We start from the raw sequence: 15,114 nt of genomic DNA on the forward strand, positions 1-15,114 counted from the left end.
GCATGTTTTATGGCAGTTACCAGTTACACTAAAAAAAACTTCACCATGGAAACTATCACCACCGCTGCTACCAACGAAGTATTGAATGATCTGATCGCCATTAACAACGATCGTATTGAAGGGTATGAAAAAGCATTGAAAGAAGTAACTGCTGACGACAACGACCTGAAAGGACTTTTTACCGCTATGATTGCAGAAAGCCACCAGCTGCGCAACGCCCTGGGCAATGAAGTACAGGCCGGCGGTGGCACAATGGCCAGCGGCACTACCACCAGTGGTAAAATATACCGGGCCTGGACGGATGTAAAAGCTGTTTTTACCGGTCATGACCGCCACACCATACTAGCCAATTGCGAAGCGGGAGAAGACGCGGCACAACGGGCTTATAAAGATGCCCTGGATCATGAAAGCCTGCCGGCATACATCAGCGAGTTACTCACCCAGCAAAAGGAAGCGCTGAAACATTCGCATGATAAGATAAAGAGATTAAGAGATGCGGCGAGAAAATAACCCGCATCTAAAAAACGTTATATTGCAGCCATAAACAATGCCTGCATGACCTACGAATTACCTGCTATGTACCAACGCCTCAGGAAGAAATACCCGGTAGTAACCGAGGCGGAATGGCAGCTACTGGATTCCATTGCTACCGTAAAACACATCAAAAAAGGAGAATCATTCCTGCGCTATGGAAAAGTAGCCAGGTATGCAGCCTTCGTGATATCCGGTATGTTCAAATTCTCCATCCTGGATGAAGAAGGCAATGAAAAAATCGTAAAATTCAGCTTCATAGACGACTTCCTCGCCAATTGCGAAAGTTATAATAAAAAGGCGCCTTCTGCGGTGAGCATTATTGCCGTGGAAGACGCTGTAATATTGAGAATTAACATAAAAAAACTACAGCCTTTATACGACCTGCACATGAATCTGCTGCACGTAAATTTGCAGCTTTACCAGGAAATATTGGAACAACAATCGGAGCATCAATACATCCTTTCTTTAAAAAGTCCGTTGCAGCGCTATAAATTCCTATTGGAACGCCGCCCGTTTATTATCCAGAAAATATCACTCACCAATATCGCCCGCTACCTCTACACCAGCCGGGAAGCCCTTAGCCGGGCGCGTTTATACCTGCTGGACAAGCACCGCAACTTTTGTGATTAAGATCACGATATCGTGAAGTACGGTACAATAGCTTTGTATCAAAAAATACGATGAAACAAAGCATGATTTTATTGCATGGTCTCTTTGGCGGATTGAGTAACTGGACGGAAGTAATAGCCCATTTTGAAGCGGATTATGATATTCATATTCCTCCCCTTCCCATTTATGATCAACACCCTGAAGATAATCTTGCTTACCTGGTGAAATACCTGGCCGGCTACATTGAAGCAGCGCAATTGGAAAAAGTAATCCTGGTGGGCAATTCACTGGGAGGCCACGTAGCGATTCTATACACACATCAATATCCCGAAAAGGTTAGTCAGCTCATTCTTACCGGCAGTTCTGGTTTATATGAAAACACCAATATGGGTAGTTATCCTAAACGAAGCAGCTATGATTATATCAAAGAAAGGGTAGTTAATATTTTTTATGATCCTGCCACCGCTACGGATGCATTGGTAGCGGAAGTATTTGCCACCACTACCGATGCCCGCAAATGTTATCACATCGTGAAGATGGCAAAATCTGCCAACCGCAATTATGTAGCTGACCTGCTACCGGCTATTGTTACACCGGTATTATTAATCTGGGGAGAAGACGACAGGGTGACTCCCCCGGACGTGGCATTGCAATTTAAAAGCTATCTGCCGAACGCTTCACTGGTCATGCTTTCCGCCTGTGGTCATGCACCCATGATGGAACGTCCGGCAGCATTTAATGCAGCGTTGGAATTATTCCTGCACCCTGCGGAGGCGTAATTTGCGATAGCCTGCCCATCCCAGTGCGAAAGCGATCAGGAAAGGCCATATCTGCACAAAAAACAAAAAGATATTCCGCAATATACCTGTTCCATCATGCAGGGCAGTGAGCAGTTCTGTGCCGAATCCTGCACGGCTGACCGTAGCGGGGTTCAACGCAATCTGTACATCGGTTACTTCCGGCTGATACAGTTGCACGGTCAGCGTAGAATAGTTTACATCATCCAAAATGGCCAGGTTATTCATTTTCCGGTCTATCACCGCGGCTTCTTTCTGATCTTTGTAGGCGGCAACATCCAGTGGAGTACTGTTGTTGTCTGGCACTACTTTATCTACCGGTGGCTTACCATGTTTCTCACGACGCGCAGCAGCTACTTCTTCTTTGGCGGACTGCTGTTGCTGTTGTTCATTCCTCAGCGCATTCGCCAGGTATTTGAGTGTCATATCCTGGTCTTTGACTACCCGGTGTTCAATATAACTGGCAATGGCGGTAAGCGACTGATCTACAGAATCCAGGCGTCCGGCCGGTACTTTCAAGGTAAGATTGGCGGTGGGAGTATATACCAGCAGGCGTTTAACGGAGTCCGAACTATATGGCAGCTGGTATTGCTGCACCCTTTCATTCGATAAGTTGCTTTCCACTACTACACCACCTAAGCTGGTCACCAGGTGTTCCAGTGCGGCAGTAGCTTTAAACACGCTGGGGACGCGGCAGCGCGTGTCGGCCGACTTTACTCTTTTCCGGGAAGGGGAACTAATATTGGTGATGTCATTGGAAAACGTGGTAGAATCGGCAATGGCCGCCATTGTTCTATCCTCTTTTGACAACTGGTCGGCAGTTGTCGCCAATGCTCTGTCTTCTTTGGATAAACTGCTACAGGCGCAAAGGCCTAATACGGGGATGATTACATAGTACAGTGAAGGGCGCATAACAGGAAATTTAAACTTTATACGCCGACGCCGCAAAAGGTAACCTGCCGGAATTGTTAAAATCACTTAACAGATTTCAGGCAGTAGCACAAGTGTATATTTTAGTACCTTTATTACTTATCAATAACATCATGCCCGTACTTCCGCAGAAATATCAATCCAGGAAAGCAGAAATTACTGCCAGCTTTATTGAAGCGGTGAATCAACACATAGATCAGATCCTGGATGGCAGCATAGACCGGATGTATCACATCAAAGATTTCGCCAGCCAGTTATTCATTCATCCCGTGCACCTGAGCAATACGATTAAGCTGCATACTAATCATGCGCCCTGTTATTTTTTTGAGATGCGGTTGATGGAAGAAGCCAGGAAGATGTTGCAGGATTCACAACTCACGATTACCGATATTGCAACGCGCCTCACCTTCGACAACTCTAATTTCACGAAATTTTTCAAACGGTTTGAAGGGGTGACACCCTCTCAATACCGGTTGCAGCATACAGCGGTTACATCAGAGATAACGTTGTAAATAGATAGGCTTCAGGAAGAAGTAATTATTGAGGGGTTTGTTATCAAACAAATCACCATCGTCAAAATAAAATCCGTTGGTAAATTCTGTTTTGGAGTTGAGTTGTATTTTCCCGGTGTTATGTTCTACAATGAAATACACGGGAATAATCACGTAATACTTGCCACTTTTACCGGTAAATTTATTCCAGCGGATATCCAGTTCCTGCATCCGGGAGAAGCGGGGTTTCAGATCGCTGGCCACATTGGTGGAACAATCCAACTTTGTAATTTCTCCATGATCTATTTCTGCTTTCAGGGAAAATGCCAGGCTCACCGCACCTGATTTCATGGGAGTCAATGCCGTATCAATAAACCGGCTTATTTGCTGATAAGTATTGTTAAAAGCTGTGGGTTGCTGTGCCCGGGCACTTACACCCCACCAAACAATGAGAATGGGAACGATATAGCCGGTAAAACAGCTAAACCTCTTAGTACCTGTTTTCATACGACATGAAATAACGTTAACGCCTATCCTATTTACCTAATTAAGATACGATTTCCTGCGGGCAAAAAGATTGCAGCCGGATAAAAAAACGCAGCAAAAACAGATCAGGCTGAATGGCATTTCATTGTATATGGCAGGGAAATATTATTTGAGCAGAAAGCAGAAGGCATAAAGCAAAAAGCTACTTTAGCGAATGATCAATGCGAGTTATATATCCGCGCTGGTCATTCGCTAAAGTAGCTTTTTGCTTTATGCCTTCTGCTTTGTGCTTTTTCTAAGCAGATAATGCGCAATGACTACTTCTATACAGGGAATAGCCAATATGAGCAGGAAAGTGGTCAATATGCCTTTCTGCAGCCCTTTGAGAAAATGGTCTACCTGTATGAGTGCAATGTTTACAAAGAGGCCCCCTTTAATCAACGTCGCTATTTCTGTTTGCATTACTTCGGCACTCACTTCTTCCTGTAAACCAATCTTTTCGGTTAACAGTTGCCGGATATATTTTTTGATGATATAAGCTACGCCCGCCCCTTTGGTGGTACGAAGCATGAAAGCGGCCAACTGACCTTTCACGCCGGCGGCGGAAGCCTGTTGTGTTAACGTTTGCCCATATACGTTATATATGGCTACGCCTACGGTATCGATCAACTGGTTAGAGCTCAAACCTGCCAGGGGAGACATTCCTCCCTCCTTTGAACTGAACAACGCCGATATGGCGATTGTTGCCTGCTCATCGAATACGGAGGGTACCTGTTTTGCATATACACTGTGATGTGCTTTAATGTCTTTACGCAAACTGTTAAAGAAACCCCATTTAAAAGCGAAAAAGCCTGCCAGCAGAGGCAACAGGAAAAAATAGGTGTAAGCAATATAACGTAGCCACTTATGAGAGCGATCTACGAGTATTCGTTTACGTAAGACTATCACCAGAACAACGGCCACGACAAAGGCCAGTAAACCGCTCAGGAAAGCGCCCCAGATAAAGGTAGCAGGATTGGTAAATTGCCCGACAAGGTTAAAATACGAAACAACGGATTTCATCAGTACAGAATTTTTGGGACACAATATAATGGAAAACCAAATGTTTACAAGCATCTCACGGGTGGATATTTCCACGGGCCGCTTCATGAGGCGGTAAAACACCGTACCCAATCAACCGGAAATTATCATGCCCCCTCCCTTGTAATTTAATTTGGCTGAAATAAAAAAACGACTACCTTTACATACCAAATGGTCGGTTTTATATGAAAGATACCAGGGAACTTATTCTCAACGCCACTTTAAAGCTCTTTCTGCAGAAAAGTTTTAAGGAGGTAACGATGAAGGAGATTGTGACAGAAACAGGGCTATCGAAAGGTGCATTTTACCACTATTTCACCAGCAAGGAACAAGTGTTTGAAGAAGTACTCAACTTCTTTTATGGAGATGTGATGACGGTAAACTATAGCTCTTTTCCAAAAGATTCATTACTGGATTTCCTGCATGCATACATAGCACATATCGACAAACAGATGAAATCGGCCAAATATGCTATGGGAGCAGATTTCAGCACTAATCACTACATGCTGATTTTCGACGGACTGAAAATGCTGCCGAATTTCAGAGAGGAGCATGCAGAAAGGCAAAAAGGAGAACTGAAGGCCTGGACTGAAATTGTAAAAACCGCACGCAAAAAAGGAGAAATTAAATCGGCCATGACAGATACACAAATTGCACGAATATTTATTTATTGTGGCGATGGTTTGGGTATCAATTTTATCATGCTGGACTCGTTACATAAAGCATCCAAAGAGCTACTCCCCCTTTGGGAAGGATTGTATAACGCATTGAAAGCATAAAAATAGCGGGTATCGTATAAGCGGCATCGTTAGTACAGGCGGAGATTTGTACAATATCAAACCATCAGTATTAGCTTTCCCTGCAATGCCATGTGGTAGCAGCATTTGCCCAATAACAGGCTGGCCCACATGATTCATCAGGAATTGGCAACAATTCTTTTTTTAAAACCCAAAAACATACCGACTGGTCGGAATTGTATCCGACCGGATTTACTGTGCCAATTTTTTCACACTTAAAAATAAACCGATCGTTCGGTTTTACATTCAACGATCAAACAACTTATATGAAAAAGAAAACCTTAAAACTGCTCGTCATCTCCCTGGCAGCAGTAGCCGCCACGGTTACCGGCGCCTGGTTCCTGGTAAAATCCAGGGCGTTTGCTTCCACAGACAATGCACAACTGGATGGCGATATTGTACCCATTCGTGCCGGGGTAGCCGCGTACATTGATGCCGTTCGCTTTAGCGACAACCAACCCGTAAAAAAAGGCGACACGCTGGTATTACTTAACACCGTCGCCCTGGAAGCCAAAGTACAACAAGCCATCGCTCTATTGGAAAGTGCCCGGCAAAACCTCAGTACATCAGACCTGAAAGCATTAGCCAGCAGCCAAAATGCACATGCAGCCGTACAAAATGCAGCCTCCGATAAACAAACCATTGCCGCCGCCGCGGCCAACCTCGCCAAAGCCCAACAAGATTTCGACCGGTCCTCCCAACTGCTTAACATCAAAGCCACTACACTGGAACAACACGAAGCCGCCAAAACCACCCTCCTGTTAGCCAGGGCTGATTACGAAAAAACAGTCAACCGGGAGCAAAGTACCTACACCACCGCCCTGGGCCTCGAAACTCAGGCGAAAGCAGAACATCAGCAAATATCAGTAGGACAGGCACTCGTAAAACAACGACAAGCCGAACTCAAACTGGCAGAGGAAGAACTCAGCCACGCCTACGTCACCGCCCCCTTCGATGGATGGGTGACTAAACGCACGATCAAAGCAGGGCAATATATCAGCGTAGGACAAACCCTCTGCGCCCTCATTGACGATCAACACCTATGGATCACGGCCAATTTCAAGGAAACAGAGCTACCTAAAATAAAACCCGGACAACCAGTGGAAATAACACTGGACGCCTTTCCAAATGCTCCGCTCCATGGTCATGTGGCCTCGTTCAGTGGCGCTACCGGTGCTAAATTTTCTTTGCTGCCTCCGGACAACGCTACTGGTAACTTCATCAAAATTACCCAACGCTTCCCCATCCGGATTACCATTGATCAAATGAGCAACAGTCCCCTGTTCCCCGGCTTAAGCGCTTTCGTGAAGATAAATATCCAATAACATGACCACTACTTCTGCCGTTACTCCCATCACTTACCCTACCGGCGCGGCGCGTTGGATACTACTCCTCACCGCCGTTTCCTGTGCCGTACTGGAACTGATTGATACCACCGTAGTGAATGTATCCCTGCGGGAAATCAGCGGTAACATCGGCGCTACCACCACAGAAATTGCCTGGGTGGTGACTGCCTATAGCATTGCCAACGTAATTGTAATTCCGCTATCTGGTATGTTGTCGAACCTGTTTGGCAGAAAGCTATATTTCACCGCCTCCGTAGCCCTCTTTACCTTTTCCTCTTTTATGTGCGGCTGCTCCACCAGCCTGTGGGTGCTGGTAGCCTGGCGCTTCATACAAGGCATTGGCGGCGGCGGCATCCTGTCTACCGCACAGAGTATTATCATGGATGCTTTTCCTCCTGAGCAAAGAACTACCGGCCTCGTGATATTTGGTTTAGGTGTTATACTCGGTCCCTCCTTTGGTCCCATTCTCGGTGGCTATATCACAGATAACTTTTCGTGGCATTGGATCTTCTTCCTCAATATCCCTATCGGTACCGCTGCAGCGTGGTTATCCTGGCGATATGTACAGGACCTTGCCGATGCTGAAAAGCCGCGGATAGATGTATGGGGCATTTGCTTCCTCGCCATCGGCATTGGCTCCCTGCAATACATCCTGGAGGAAGGCACTACCGCCGACTGGTTCGCGAGCAGTGAAATCACTTTTTTCTTCGTGCTTTCCTTAATAGGGCTGACTGCTTTTGTAATCCGGGAGTTGTCCATCGACTACCCCGCTGTTAACCTCCGGTTATACCGCAACTTCAACCTGGCGATGGGCAGCGCTATGAACCTGATTGTAGGTATTATCATGACCGGCACCCTGTTTATTTTCCCTCTTTTTGTACAGGTGTCACTGGGCTGGACGGCCACGCAAACCGGGGCTTTTATGATTCCTGGTATGCTGGTGACGGTTGTTGGCATGGTGATCGTCAAAAAGACCATGGAGAAAGGCCTCAATCCTAAAATCATTATCCTAACCGGGTTAGGCCTTACCTGTTTATTTCTGTTTATGATGTCGTTTTCCTCTCCGGAATCGAATAGCAGTAATTTCTTCTGGCCCTTCATGATCCGTGGCATCGGCGCCGTCATCATGATTATGCCGGTAATAGGCCTGGCCACAGCCGGCCTGCAGGGAAAAGACCTGGCGCAGGCAGTAGGCTTATCCAATATGCTGCGGCAATTAGGAGGCGCATTAGGTGTGGCTTTACTGAACATCTACCTGAGCCATGAAAATGCAGCGGTACGCATGAATATGATACCCGCTATCAGTCTTTATAACCCAACCAGTACCAATTACATTAACAACATACAACAAAGCATGGCCGGCCAGGGTTATGGCCCGGATGAATCCACCCAACTTGCCTGGCAGCTAACAGACAGCGCACTCACCAAACAAACCTTGCTGATCAGTTACAACCATGGCTTCCTCATGGTAGGGCTGGTAATGCTGCTGGCGGTTCCCCTCGTACTGATGATACGGTATAAAAAAACAGGGGCGCCTGTTACCATGACAGACGCCCATTAAACAATTCAGACACAAATTTATAAATACACATCAATGAAACCTTTTCTGCTCACCATATTAACCGGTTTAACGCTCACCGCTCATGCGCAAAGCAACCCGCCCAGGCAACTGAACCTACAGCAGGCCATGGACCTGGGCCTCGCCAACCGCTTTGATATGAAAGCCAATAAATACAATATTACCCTGGCAGATAATACCCTGCAAAAAAGCAAGACTGCCTGGCTACCAGATATCAACGCGAATGGGAATATTCATTATCAAACCCAGCTACAGGCCACTTTTATCCCACCTGGTTTTGCCGGGTCCGAAAAGCCTACCATCCTGGCATTGGGCGCCAAAAACGCTACCGTCCTGGGTATAGAGCTGCAACAACCCTTACTGCAGCCCACGCTTAACACGGATATTAAAATTGCCCGTAATCAACTGGCACTACAAAAAGAGAAAAACAGGTCAGACGAAATCAATATCAAAGTCCAGATTGCTACGGCGTATTACAATGTGTTGCTGAAAGATTTACAGCAACAGATAGCGATAAAAGATGAGCAGCGTTTTCATGAATACTACCAGCTGGCAGCAGGTAAATACCAACAGGGGGCCCTCATTAAAACAGACTACCTGCGTGCCCAACTGGATTATCAAAACGCTAAAATTACCACTACCAGCGCCTCCCAGAATTATGACCTGGCCGTAAAAAACCTTAAATATCAAATCAATGTTCCTGCCGGCGACTCCCTCACGTTAACGGATACACTGGGCATCAGCGAGGTAACTGCTATATCGGCGAACAACAATTATACTAACAGAACAGAGCTTAAACAATTGCGGCTGGAAGAACAGGATATCCGGTTGCAATTATATAAAGCCCGGCAATATGCTATTCCTACGTTATCTGCCACCGCCAATTATTCCCAACAATTTTTATATACCAATTTCGACTATGCCCGTGGGCAATGGTGGAGTCCTTTTAGCTACGTAGGGGTAAAATTGAGCATCCCGGTTGCTGGTCATCTTAAAAACAAGCATAATATCCGGAACTACCAGTTGCAGGCAGCACAAGCGGCTGATCACCTGCAGCAACAAACAAATGATGTGCTGTTTGAGGTACAACAGGCCACTACGGAATTAAACAATGCTTTGCTGAATGTGCAAACCACACGAAGTAACTACGAACTCTCTGAACAAATTTACCAGCAGCAACAAAAGGAATTTGCATTGGGCAGCTTTGCGTATAACAACCTGCTAGAAACGGAAAGGTCTATCAGCTCCGCGGAGCAGCAATATATAAAAACGCAGTACGACTACCTGGTGGCGCAAATAAAATATAAAAAAGCAATAGGCGCCTTCTAAAACTTAACGGTTTTCCCGGTGCGTACAGATTCCCTTGCGGCCGACAGGATGCGCACTACCATCACATTGTTGGCCGGCGCGTACAAGCCATGATCCGGCATTTTAACGGTACCGTTCAATACATCTATGAGATAACGGAAAGGATCTTCATATACGGGTACGTCTGCCGCATTGATATGCCGGGTTATGGCAGGCGTACGCTCGTTGTTTCGTTGTATCAGCGTGTTTTTATCGGCGGCTATTAAGTATCCTTTATCGCCATAAATTTCCATATCCTTACGGCTGAATGTCCAGTTCCACGATGCCTGAATGGTGCACTGGGCATCTCCGTAATCTACCAGGATGGTAGCATCATCTTCTACTTTGGGATAAATCAATGGTTTGTAGTGCCGCGCCACCGCAGTAACGGATACGGGCATACGATTTTTCATGAGATGCGTCATCAGGTTGGCGCCGTAGCAGCCAAAATCCATCAGGGCGCCACCGCCGTTCAGTACGGGGTCGGTGAGCCATTGGAGAAATTCCGGTCCACAGCCTATTTCCTTTGGCCCCTGGTGCCCATCATTAATGGCGACTTTCCTGACCTGTCCGGCGAAGCTGCTGTCTTCCAGCAACTGGAATGTTTTTGCTACAGAGGGGTACCAACTGGTTTCGTAATCGGTCAGGAGCTTTACCTGGTATCGGCGCGCCATGGAGTCCATCCATTGGGCATCCGCCACGGTGGTAGCCAGCGGCTTCTCTACCATTACGTGAATATGCCGGGGGGCGGCAGCGGCCACTACCTCCCGGTGTGCTTTAATAGATCCAAATGCCAGCACAGCGGCCGGTTTTACCGCATCGAGCATTTGATCCACGTGGGTATAAAATATATTTTCCGGCAGGTGATATTGCCTGGCGCGCAGCTTTGCCAGCGCCGTATCCGGCTCATAGATGCCTACAATACGGATATCGCCTTTGTCGGGCCGCCCCAGGATAAAGGCCGCATGACCATGGGAAACACCGGCTACGGCTACACGTAATGGCTGTGCCAGGATGCAGCCCATAGCATGCATCAGCAGGAAAGTAAGTAAAACAATACGCATTCCTAAATCTAGGAAATATGTTTTGTTTCTAATAGTGTTTTAGTAAGATGGCTTCCAGCCTTTGCCTTCCCAATAACCGATTACCGGCAGGTAAGGGCCGTACTTATGTTGTGCCGTAGAAAAAGTATCTGCAAAAGGGCCTTTGTCATAATCGATGGCCTTTTCTTCTACATGCGGATAGTCGAAATTCTTTACATCCGGGCGGTGGTGACGGCTGTCGTCGTTTACAAAAGCCGCGATGTCCATGGCTTCTGCGTCGGAGAGGAAAGGTTTATCCCAGGTTGCTTTATCATAGGGCATATTGGCTTTTAACCACTGTGCCTGCTTAATCACGCGGTGCATGCTGGATCCTGGCTGGTATCCATAAGGTCCCCATAGCGGCGGATAAGTATAGGTGATATTATCACTACGCAGTTGTCCGGCTCCTTCCGCACCGTGGCAGCGGGCGCAATGTTGTACGTATAACTTTTCGCCACGTTCCGGGCTGGCGGCTACATCCGGCAGGGTGACCTCCAGGTTTTTAATGCCTTTAGACGGCTTGTCTTTGGGTACAAAGCTATTGATCCATCTGAAATACGACAGGAACGCCACCATCTCTTTACTGTCCAGAGGCAGCGGTTTACCGTTATGCGGGCGGGTCACACAGTTGTTCACCCTTTCCGCAAGGGTTAGCACATGCCCTTCCCTGGCGCGGTATTGCGGGTAGTGCTCATGAGATAACATGAGGTTGAAGGAAAAAGGTTTGGTACCTCCATTCTGATGGCAATTGGTACAGTTCATTTTGTTACCCAGGTATTTACCATTGATGCCTTCCGGCCCAATGTAATAGGCGGTGTTGTACATCAGCTCCTGTCCGTATCTTACGGCGTCCCCGTATTTATCATGCGGAATGGCAGCAGAATCCACGGTGGGCAATAAAGTCGCTACTATAGGTGTGGGTTCTTTCTTCCTTTCTTCCGCAGCCTTTACATTGGACTGGCAGGAATAGAAAACAATAGCAGCCGTGGCCATCACGAAACCGCCGGTAACAAATCGCTGTAAATTCTTCATAACTGGCAGAGGTATTTATCTTCCTAAAAAATTAATTCACTATAAAATCAGGCAACTGTTCCCGGGGGATAAATTCCGCGCGATAGGGAATAAAACCGCAGCGAAGGCGCCATAGTGGTGTTCCGGTCCGGTCGGTCAACAATACCGTATTTCTTTTAGAGCAGCATTGCAGCACGGTTTGATGATCCACCAGGTAAGCACTGCCCATGCGGTCGTTGAACAAATAAGTTGGAATGGGTGTACGTAATGTAACGGTGGCCGTTTTCGCGCTTTCATCCAGTTGAAAAGCCAGTGTTTGAGATTGCTGACGGGATACGCCATTGTCGAACAGCATCAGGTCATTTTCTGCATTGATATGTACTGCGTGGCCCATATCAAAGGCCGCTGAATCCGGGATGTGGAAGTCCCCGTTGCGTCCAAATTTCCAGATCACTTTGCCGCTGTGGGCATCCAGCTTCCAGATTTGTCCGTTGTTATAAAAAGAGATGAGGTAGTTACCATCTTTATCGTAGCTGAGGCTGTTGGCATGCATCCAGTCCATGCGACTGCCCATAATATCTTTATCGGTTAATGGATCGAGGGCGTCAAATACGGTCCACTCCCATTGTTTGTGTCCTTTGCGGTCTAATACCAGGATACCATCACTTCTAACGGTATCGTGTGCGGTGCCACCTTTGGAGCTGAGGTCAAAAATGCGTTCTGTGGTGCTTAACAATACAATATTATTCTCCGGGGTGAGTAGCACTTCGTGGTGTGCGTTGGCAGTAAAATCGCCCTGCCCTTTCTGAAGGTGGAGCAGGGTGTCTCCATTCAGGGAGATCTCCATAATCTGGTTGCCGTAGCTGGTGGCATATTCTTTACTGCCTAAAATGCAGAGCAATGTTTGATGTGCAGTGAAATGCGCCGTTTTAAAACCGGTGCCTTTTACCTGGTGATACCATACCACTTTTCCTTTGCCACTCAATAGGTATAATACACCTGGTTCATCGCGCTGACTTAACAACACGTACCCTTCTTTAAAACGGGCGGGTACTTTCTCCGGCTGCATGCTATCGATGTTAAAAACATCCTGCACCCAGTATGGCATCGGTGCTTTTGCATGTTGTTGGTGACAGGCAACACAAGTAATCAGTAACGCGAGTAAAACGAGGCCGTATTTTTTCATCATTATTATTTAGCGAAGAGGATCTTGTCTTTTACAAGATTAAACTGCTGTTGATGATTTTATTCCTTTTATTGAGTTAGGACCAATATCAAATAGGGTTTTCTAAAAAAGGATAGCAAATTATTTAAGGTAATAAAATCGTCAACAGCAATTTAATCCTGTACTAAGACAATATCCGCAACATTATTTCCAAAGCGGATTTTGTGTTGCTTTTGGATTTGATTTCAGTTCAGCACCCGGGATAGGGAAGAAATAGTGTTTAGGCATAAATAAATCTGCGCCTTGTTTCTCGTGTGCTTTCAATGTGGTCACCATCTGCGCCGCATCTTTATTCCATCTCTTCAGGTCGTAAATGCGATTTTGTTCGAAGAATAATTCCAGTAATTTCTGGTGATCAATTTCCGCCATCACATCTGCTTTAGCAGGAAGATCGGCGGATGTTTTCGCTTTCAGGCCAGCTCTTTGTCTGATGCGGGCCAGGTCAGCGATGGCGGCCGGAAGATTACCATTTTGTGCGGCAGCTTCTGCGTGTAACAATAATACTTCGGCAAAGCGGAATACGCGGTTATTGGCAGTAGAGGGTGTTGCTCCCCAGTAGTTATCGGCTGATGCTACGTTACGCCATGCGCTGGTACCTTTCTTGATCAGGAAACGGCCGTAAGTGGTAGTATCCAGTTTGGTAGTGGTTTTGGTTAAGCGATCTATTTTAGACGCCGCAGAACTCCACAGGCTGTCCGCAGTTAATCCGTTATAAAAGGTGGTATCTTTTTCTCCCAGCCGGCCATATCTCCAGGTGAGGGAAGCATACATTCTTTTATCAAATTTGGTATCAGATCCAACAGGACGTTGCTCTTTTACGAATTGTGCTACCAGGTAGTTGGAAGGCAGGTATTTAAACCATCCACCACCCGCGGGGGTACCAATAAACTGAGGCTCATAGTTGTACATAGGTGAGTTGGCATTTTCTGTACTCCATGCGCCGTATTGATTACCCAATGGTGCGAATGTCCATTCGAATACGGATTCGATATTATTTTCGTTCTTGTCGGTGAAATTATCTTCATAATTATCTACCAGATCATATGTATAGGGAGCTTTATACAGCAGCTCGAAAGTAGTCTGCGCTTTTGCATAATCTTCCATGAACATATACGCCTTACCCAGGTAAGCTACAGCAGCACCACTGGTGGCTCTACCCAGTTCTTTGGGATCGCGTTTTGCCGGAAGACCTGCTGCTGCATCGCTCAGGTCTTTTACCACCTGTGCCCATACTTCTTCTTTGGTGCTGCAGGGAGTAGCATAATCATCGGTTGTTTCCATGGGCTTGGTTCTGAGAGGAACACCACCCCAGTTGGAAGCCAGGATATAGTAAGACAATCCACGCAGGAATTTAGCTTCTGCTACATATATTGCTTTCTTGGCGGGATCGATATTAACAGCATCGATTTTTGACAGCAACAGGTTTACGCGGTGAATACATTGATAAGAAGCACCGAAAATGCTGCTCAGATCACCGTTGTTTTCATCGTTTGTAAACGTAACTACCTGCCAGGTAGGTGGTTCTTCACCGGGAATAGTAAATACATCATCTCCCAGTCCGTTGATATCTCCTATACCCTGGAAAGGCCCCCAGTAGCCATAAAGGGAAGAGCGGATAGGGCTGTAACTGGCGCCCAGTGCAGCGCTTACATCAGATTCTGTTTTCCAGAAATTTTCATCGGTTACATGATTAGGATCTTTTTGTTTCAGGAAATCCTTTTCATTACAGCCGGCTGCTGTTGCCAGCACCAGCGCAAGTGCACCTATATATTTATATGTTCTTTTCATGTTGTAATGCGG

15 protein-coding genes are annotated in these 15,114 nt (G+C 46.5%); 8 read left to right on the top strand and 7 right to left on the bottom strand.

Annotated elements, in window-relative coordinates:
• Positions 1-9 precede the first annotated feature (9 nt).
• The 3 genes from AC5ZC7_RS17665 to AC5ZC7_RS17675 are packed head-to-tail and all read left to right on the top strand — an operon-like array spanning position 10 to position 1,922.
• The gene (locus tag AC5ZC7_RS17665; RefSeq protein WP_496157587.1) at positions 10-510 is read left to right on the top strand and encodes a PA2169 family four-helix-bundle protein; all 501 of its coding nucleotides are present in this window, start codon (positions 10-12) and stop codon (positions 508-510) included.
• Positions 511-555: 45 nt separating this feature from the next.
• On the top strand, positions 556-1,164 hold the full coding sequence (locus AC5ZC7_RS17670; RefSeq protein WP_496157586.1) for a cyclic nucleotide-binding domain-containing protein: 609 nt from the start codon (positions 556-558) through the stop codon (positions 1,162-1,164).
• Positions 1,165-1,214: 50 nt separating this feature from the next.
• Entirely contained in the window at positions 1,215-1,922 is a 708-nt protein-coding gene (locus AC5ZC7_RS17675; RefSeq protein ID WP_496157585.1) for an alpha/beta fold hydrolase, read from the top strand.
• Here AC5ZC7_RS17675 and AC5ZC7_RS17680 read toward each other — a convergent pair.
• On the bottom strand, positions 1,896-2,852 hold the full coding sequence (locus AC5ZC7_RS17680; RefSeq protein ID WP_496157584.1) for a DUF4349 domain-containing protein: 957 nt from the start codon (positions 2,850-2,852) through the stop codon (positions 1,896-1,898). The genes AC5ZC7_RS17675 and AC5ZC7_RS17680 overlap by 27 nt on opposite strands.
• Before the next feature lie 131 nt (positions 2,853-2,983).
• Here AC5ZC7_RS17680 and AC5ZC7_RS17685 point away from each other — a divergent pair, with 131 nt between their 5' ends.
• Positions 2,984-3,382, top strand: a complete 399-nt coding sequence (locus AC5ZC7_RS17685; protein WP_496157583.1) for a helix-turn-helix domain-containing protein — start codon at positions 2,984-2,986, stop codon at positions 3,380-3,382.
• Here the strand turns inward: AC5ZC7_RS17685 and AC5ZC7_RS17690 are convergent.
• Positions 3,365-3,868, bottom strand: a complete 504-nt coding sequence (locus tag AC5ZC7_RS17690) for a hypothetical protein (protein ID WP_496157582.1) — start codon at positions 3,866-3,868, stop codon at positions 3,365-3,367. The genes AC5ZC7_RS17685 and AC5ZC7_RS17690 overlap by 18 nt on opposite strands.
• Before the next feature lie 249 nt (positions 3,869-4,117).
• Positions 4,118-4,909: a hypothetical protein gene (locus tag AC5ZC7_RS17695; RefSeq protein ID WP_496157581.1), complete on the bottom strand. Its 792-nt coding sequence runs from the start codon at positions 4,907-4,909 to the stop codon at positions 4,118-4,120.
• A 203-nt stretch (positions 4,910-5,112) separates the two neighbouring features.
• On the opposite strand from AC5ZC7_RS17695, the gene AC5ZC7_RS17700 reads away from it, so the two are divergent.
• The 4 genes from AC5ZC7_RS17700 (at position 5,113) to AC5ZC7_RS17715 (ending at position 9,978) form a co-directional block, all read left to right on the top strand.
• Entirely contained in the window at positions 5,113-5,706 is a 594-nt protein-coding gene (locus tag AC5ZC7_RS17700) for a TetR family transcriptional regulator (protein ID WP_496157580.1), read from the top strand.
• A 284-nt stretch (positions 5,707-5,990) separates the two neighbouring features.
• Positions 5,991-7,049 (top strand): HlyD family secretion protein, encoded by a 1,059-nt coding sequence (locus AC5ZC7_RS17705; protein ID WP_496157579.1) that lies wholly within the window; start codon positions 5,991-5,993, stop codon positions 7,047-7,049.
• A gap of 1 nt (position 7,050) precedes the next feature.
• Positions 7,051-8,631 (top strand): DHA2 family efflux MFS transporter permease subunit, encoded by a 1,581-nt coding sequence (locus AC5ZC7_RS17710; protein WP_496157578.1) that lies wholly within the window; start codon positions 7,051-7,053, stop codon positions 8,629-8,631.
• Positions 8,632-8,664: 33 nt separating this feature from the next.
• Positions 8,665-9,978: a TolC family protein gene (locus AC5ZC7_RS17715; RefSeq protein WP_496157577.1), complete on the top strand. Its 1,314-nt coding sequence runs from the start codon at positions 8,665-8,667 to the stop codon at positions 9,976-9,978.
• Here the strand turns inward: AC5ZC7_RS17715 and AC5ZC7_RS17720 are convergent.
• From AC5ZC7_RS17720 to AC5ZC7_RS17735, 4 genes are all read right to left on the bottom strand, one after another.
• Positions 9,975-11,060, bottom strand: coding sequence for a Gfo/Idh/MocA family protein (locus tag AC5ZC7_RS17720; protein ID WP_496157576.1), 1,086 nt, complete (start codon positions 11,058-11,060; stop codon positions 9,975-9,977). The two genes, AC5ZC7_RS17715 and AC5ZC7_RS17720, sit on opposite strands and share 4 nt — an antisense overlap.
• A 39-nt stretch (positions 11,061-11,099) precedes the next feature.
• Positions 11,100-12,110 (bottom strand): c-type cytochrome, encoded by a 1,011-nt coding sequence (locus tag AC5ZC7_RS17725; RefSeq protein ID WP_496157575.1) that lies wholly within the window; start codon positions 12,108-12,110, stop codon positions 11,100-11,102.
• A 31-nt stretch (positions 12,111-12,141) separates the two neighbouring features.
• On the bottom strand, positions 12,142-13,278 hold the full coding sequence (locus AC5ZC7_RS17730; RefSeq protein ID WP_511911251.1) for an aryl-sulfate sulfotransferase: 1,137 nt from the start codon (positions 13,276-13,278) through the stop codon (positions 12,142-12,144).
• Positions 13,279-13,458: 180 nt separating this feature from the next.
• A complete protein-coding gene (locus tag AC5ZC7_RS17735) occupies positions 13,459-15,102 on the bottom strand; it encodes a RagB/SusD family nutrient uptake outer membrane protein (RefSeq protein ID WP_496157573.1) in 1,644 nt (547 codons plus the stop codon).
• Between the last annotated feature and the right edge of the window lie 12 nt (positions 15,103-15,114).

The organism is Chitinophaga sp. 9-1-y, from assembly GCF_059511905.2.

Bases quoted from the DNA above. Each gene is read 5' to 3' on its own strand.
- AC5ZC7_RS17665 (WP_496157587.1), top strand. From the start codon at position 10: ATGGCAGTTACCAGTTACACTAAAAAAAACTTCACCATGGAAACTATC.
- AC5ZC7_RS17670 (WP_496157586.1), top strand. From the start codon at position 556: ATGACCTACGAATTACCTGCTATGTACCAACGCCTCAGGAAGAAATAC.
- AC5ZC7_RS17675 (WP_496157585.1), top strand. From the start codon at position 1,215: ATGAAACAAAGCATGATTTTATTGCATGGTCTCTTTGGCGGATTGAGT.
- AC5ZC7_RS17680 (WP_496157584.1), bottom strand. From the start codon at position 2,852: ATGCGCCCTTCACTGTACTATGTAATCATCCCCGTATTAGGCCTTTGC.
- AC5ZC7_RS17685 (WP_496157583.1), top strand. From the start codon at position 2,984: ATGCCCGTACTTCCGCAGAAATATCAATCCAGGAAAGCAGAAATTACT.
- AC5ZC7_RS17690 (WP_496157582.1), bottom strand. From the start codon at position 3,868: ATGAAAACAGGTACTAAGAGGTTTAGCTGTTTTACCGGCTATATCGTT.
- AC5ZC7_RS17695 (WP_496157581.1), bottom strand. From the start codon at position 4,909: ATGAAATCCGTTGTTTCGTATTTTAACCTTGTCGGGCAATTTACCAAT.
- AC5ZC7_RS17700 (WP_496157580.1), top strand. From the start codon at position 5,113: ATGAAAGATACCAGGGAACTTATTCTCAACGCCACTTTAAAGCTCTTT.
- AC5ZC7_RS17705 (WP_496157579.1), top strand. From the start codon at position 5,991: ATGAAAAAGAAAACCTTAAAACTGCTCGTCATCTCCCTGGCAGCAGTA.
- AC5ZC7_RS17710 (WP_496157578.1), top strand. From the start codon at position 7,051: ATGACCACTACTTCTGCCGTTACTCCCATCACTTACCCTACCGGCGCG.
- AC5ZC7_RS17715 (WP_496157577.1), top strand. From the start codon at position 8,665: ATGAAACCTTTTCTGCTCACCATATTAACCGGTTTAACGCTCACCGCT.
- AC5ZC7_RS17720 (WP_496157576.1), bottom strand. From the start codon at position 11,060: ATGCGTATTGTTTTACTTACTTTCCTGCTGATGCATGCTATGGGCTGC.
- AC5ZC7_RS17725 (WP_496157575.1), bottom strand. From the start codon at position 12,110: ATGAAGAATTTACAGCGATTTGTTACCGGCGGTTTCGTGATGGCCACG.
- AC5ZC7_RS17730 (WP_511911251.1), bottom strand. From the start codon at position 13,278: ATGATGAAAAAATACGGCCTCGTTTTACTCGCGTTACTGATTACTTGT.
- AC5ZC7_RS17735 (WP_496157573.1), bottom strand. From the start codon at position 15,102: ATGAAAAGAACATATAAATATATAGGTGCACTTGCGCTGGTGCTGGCA.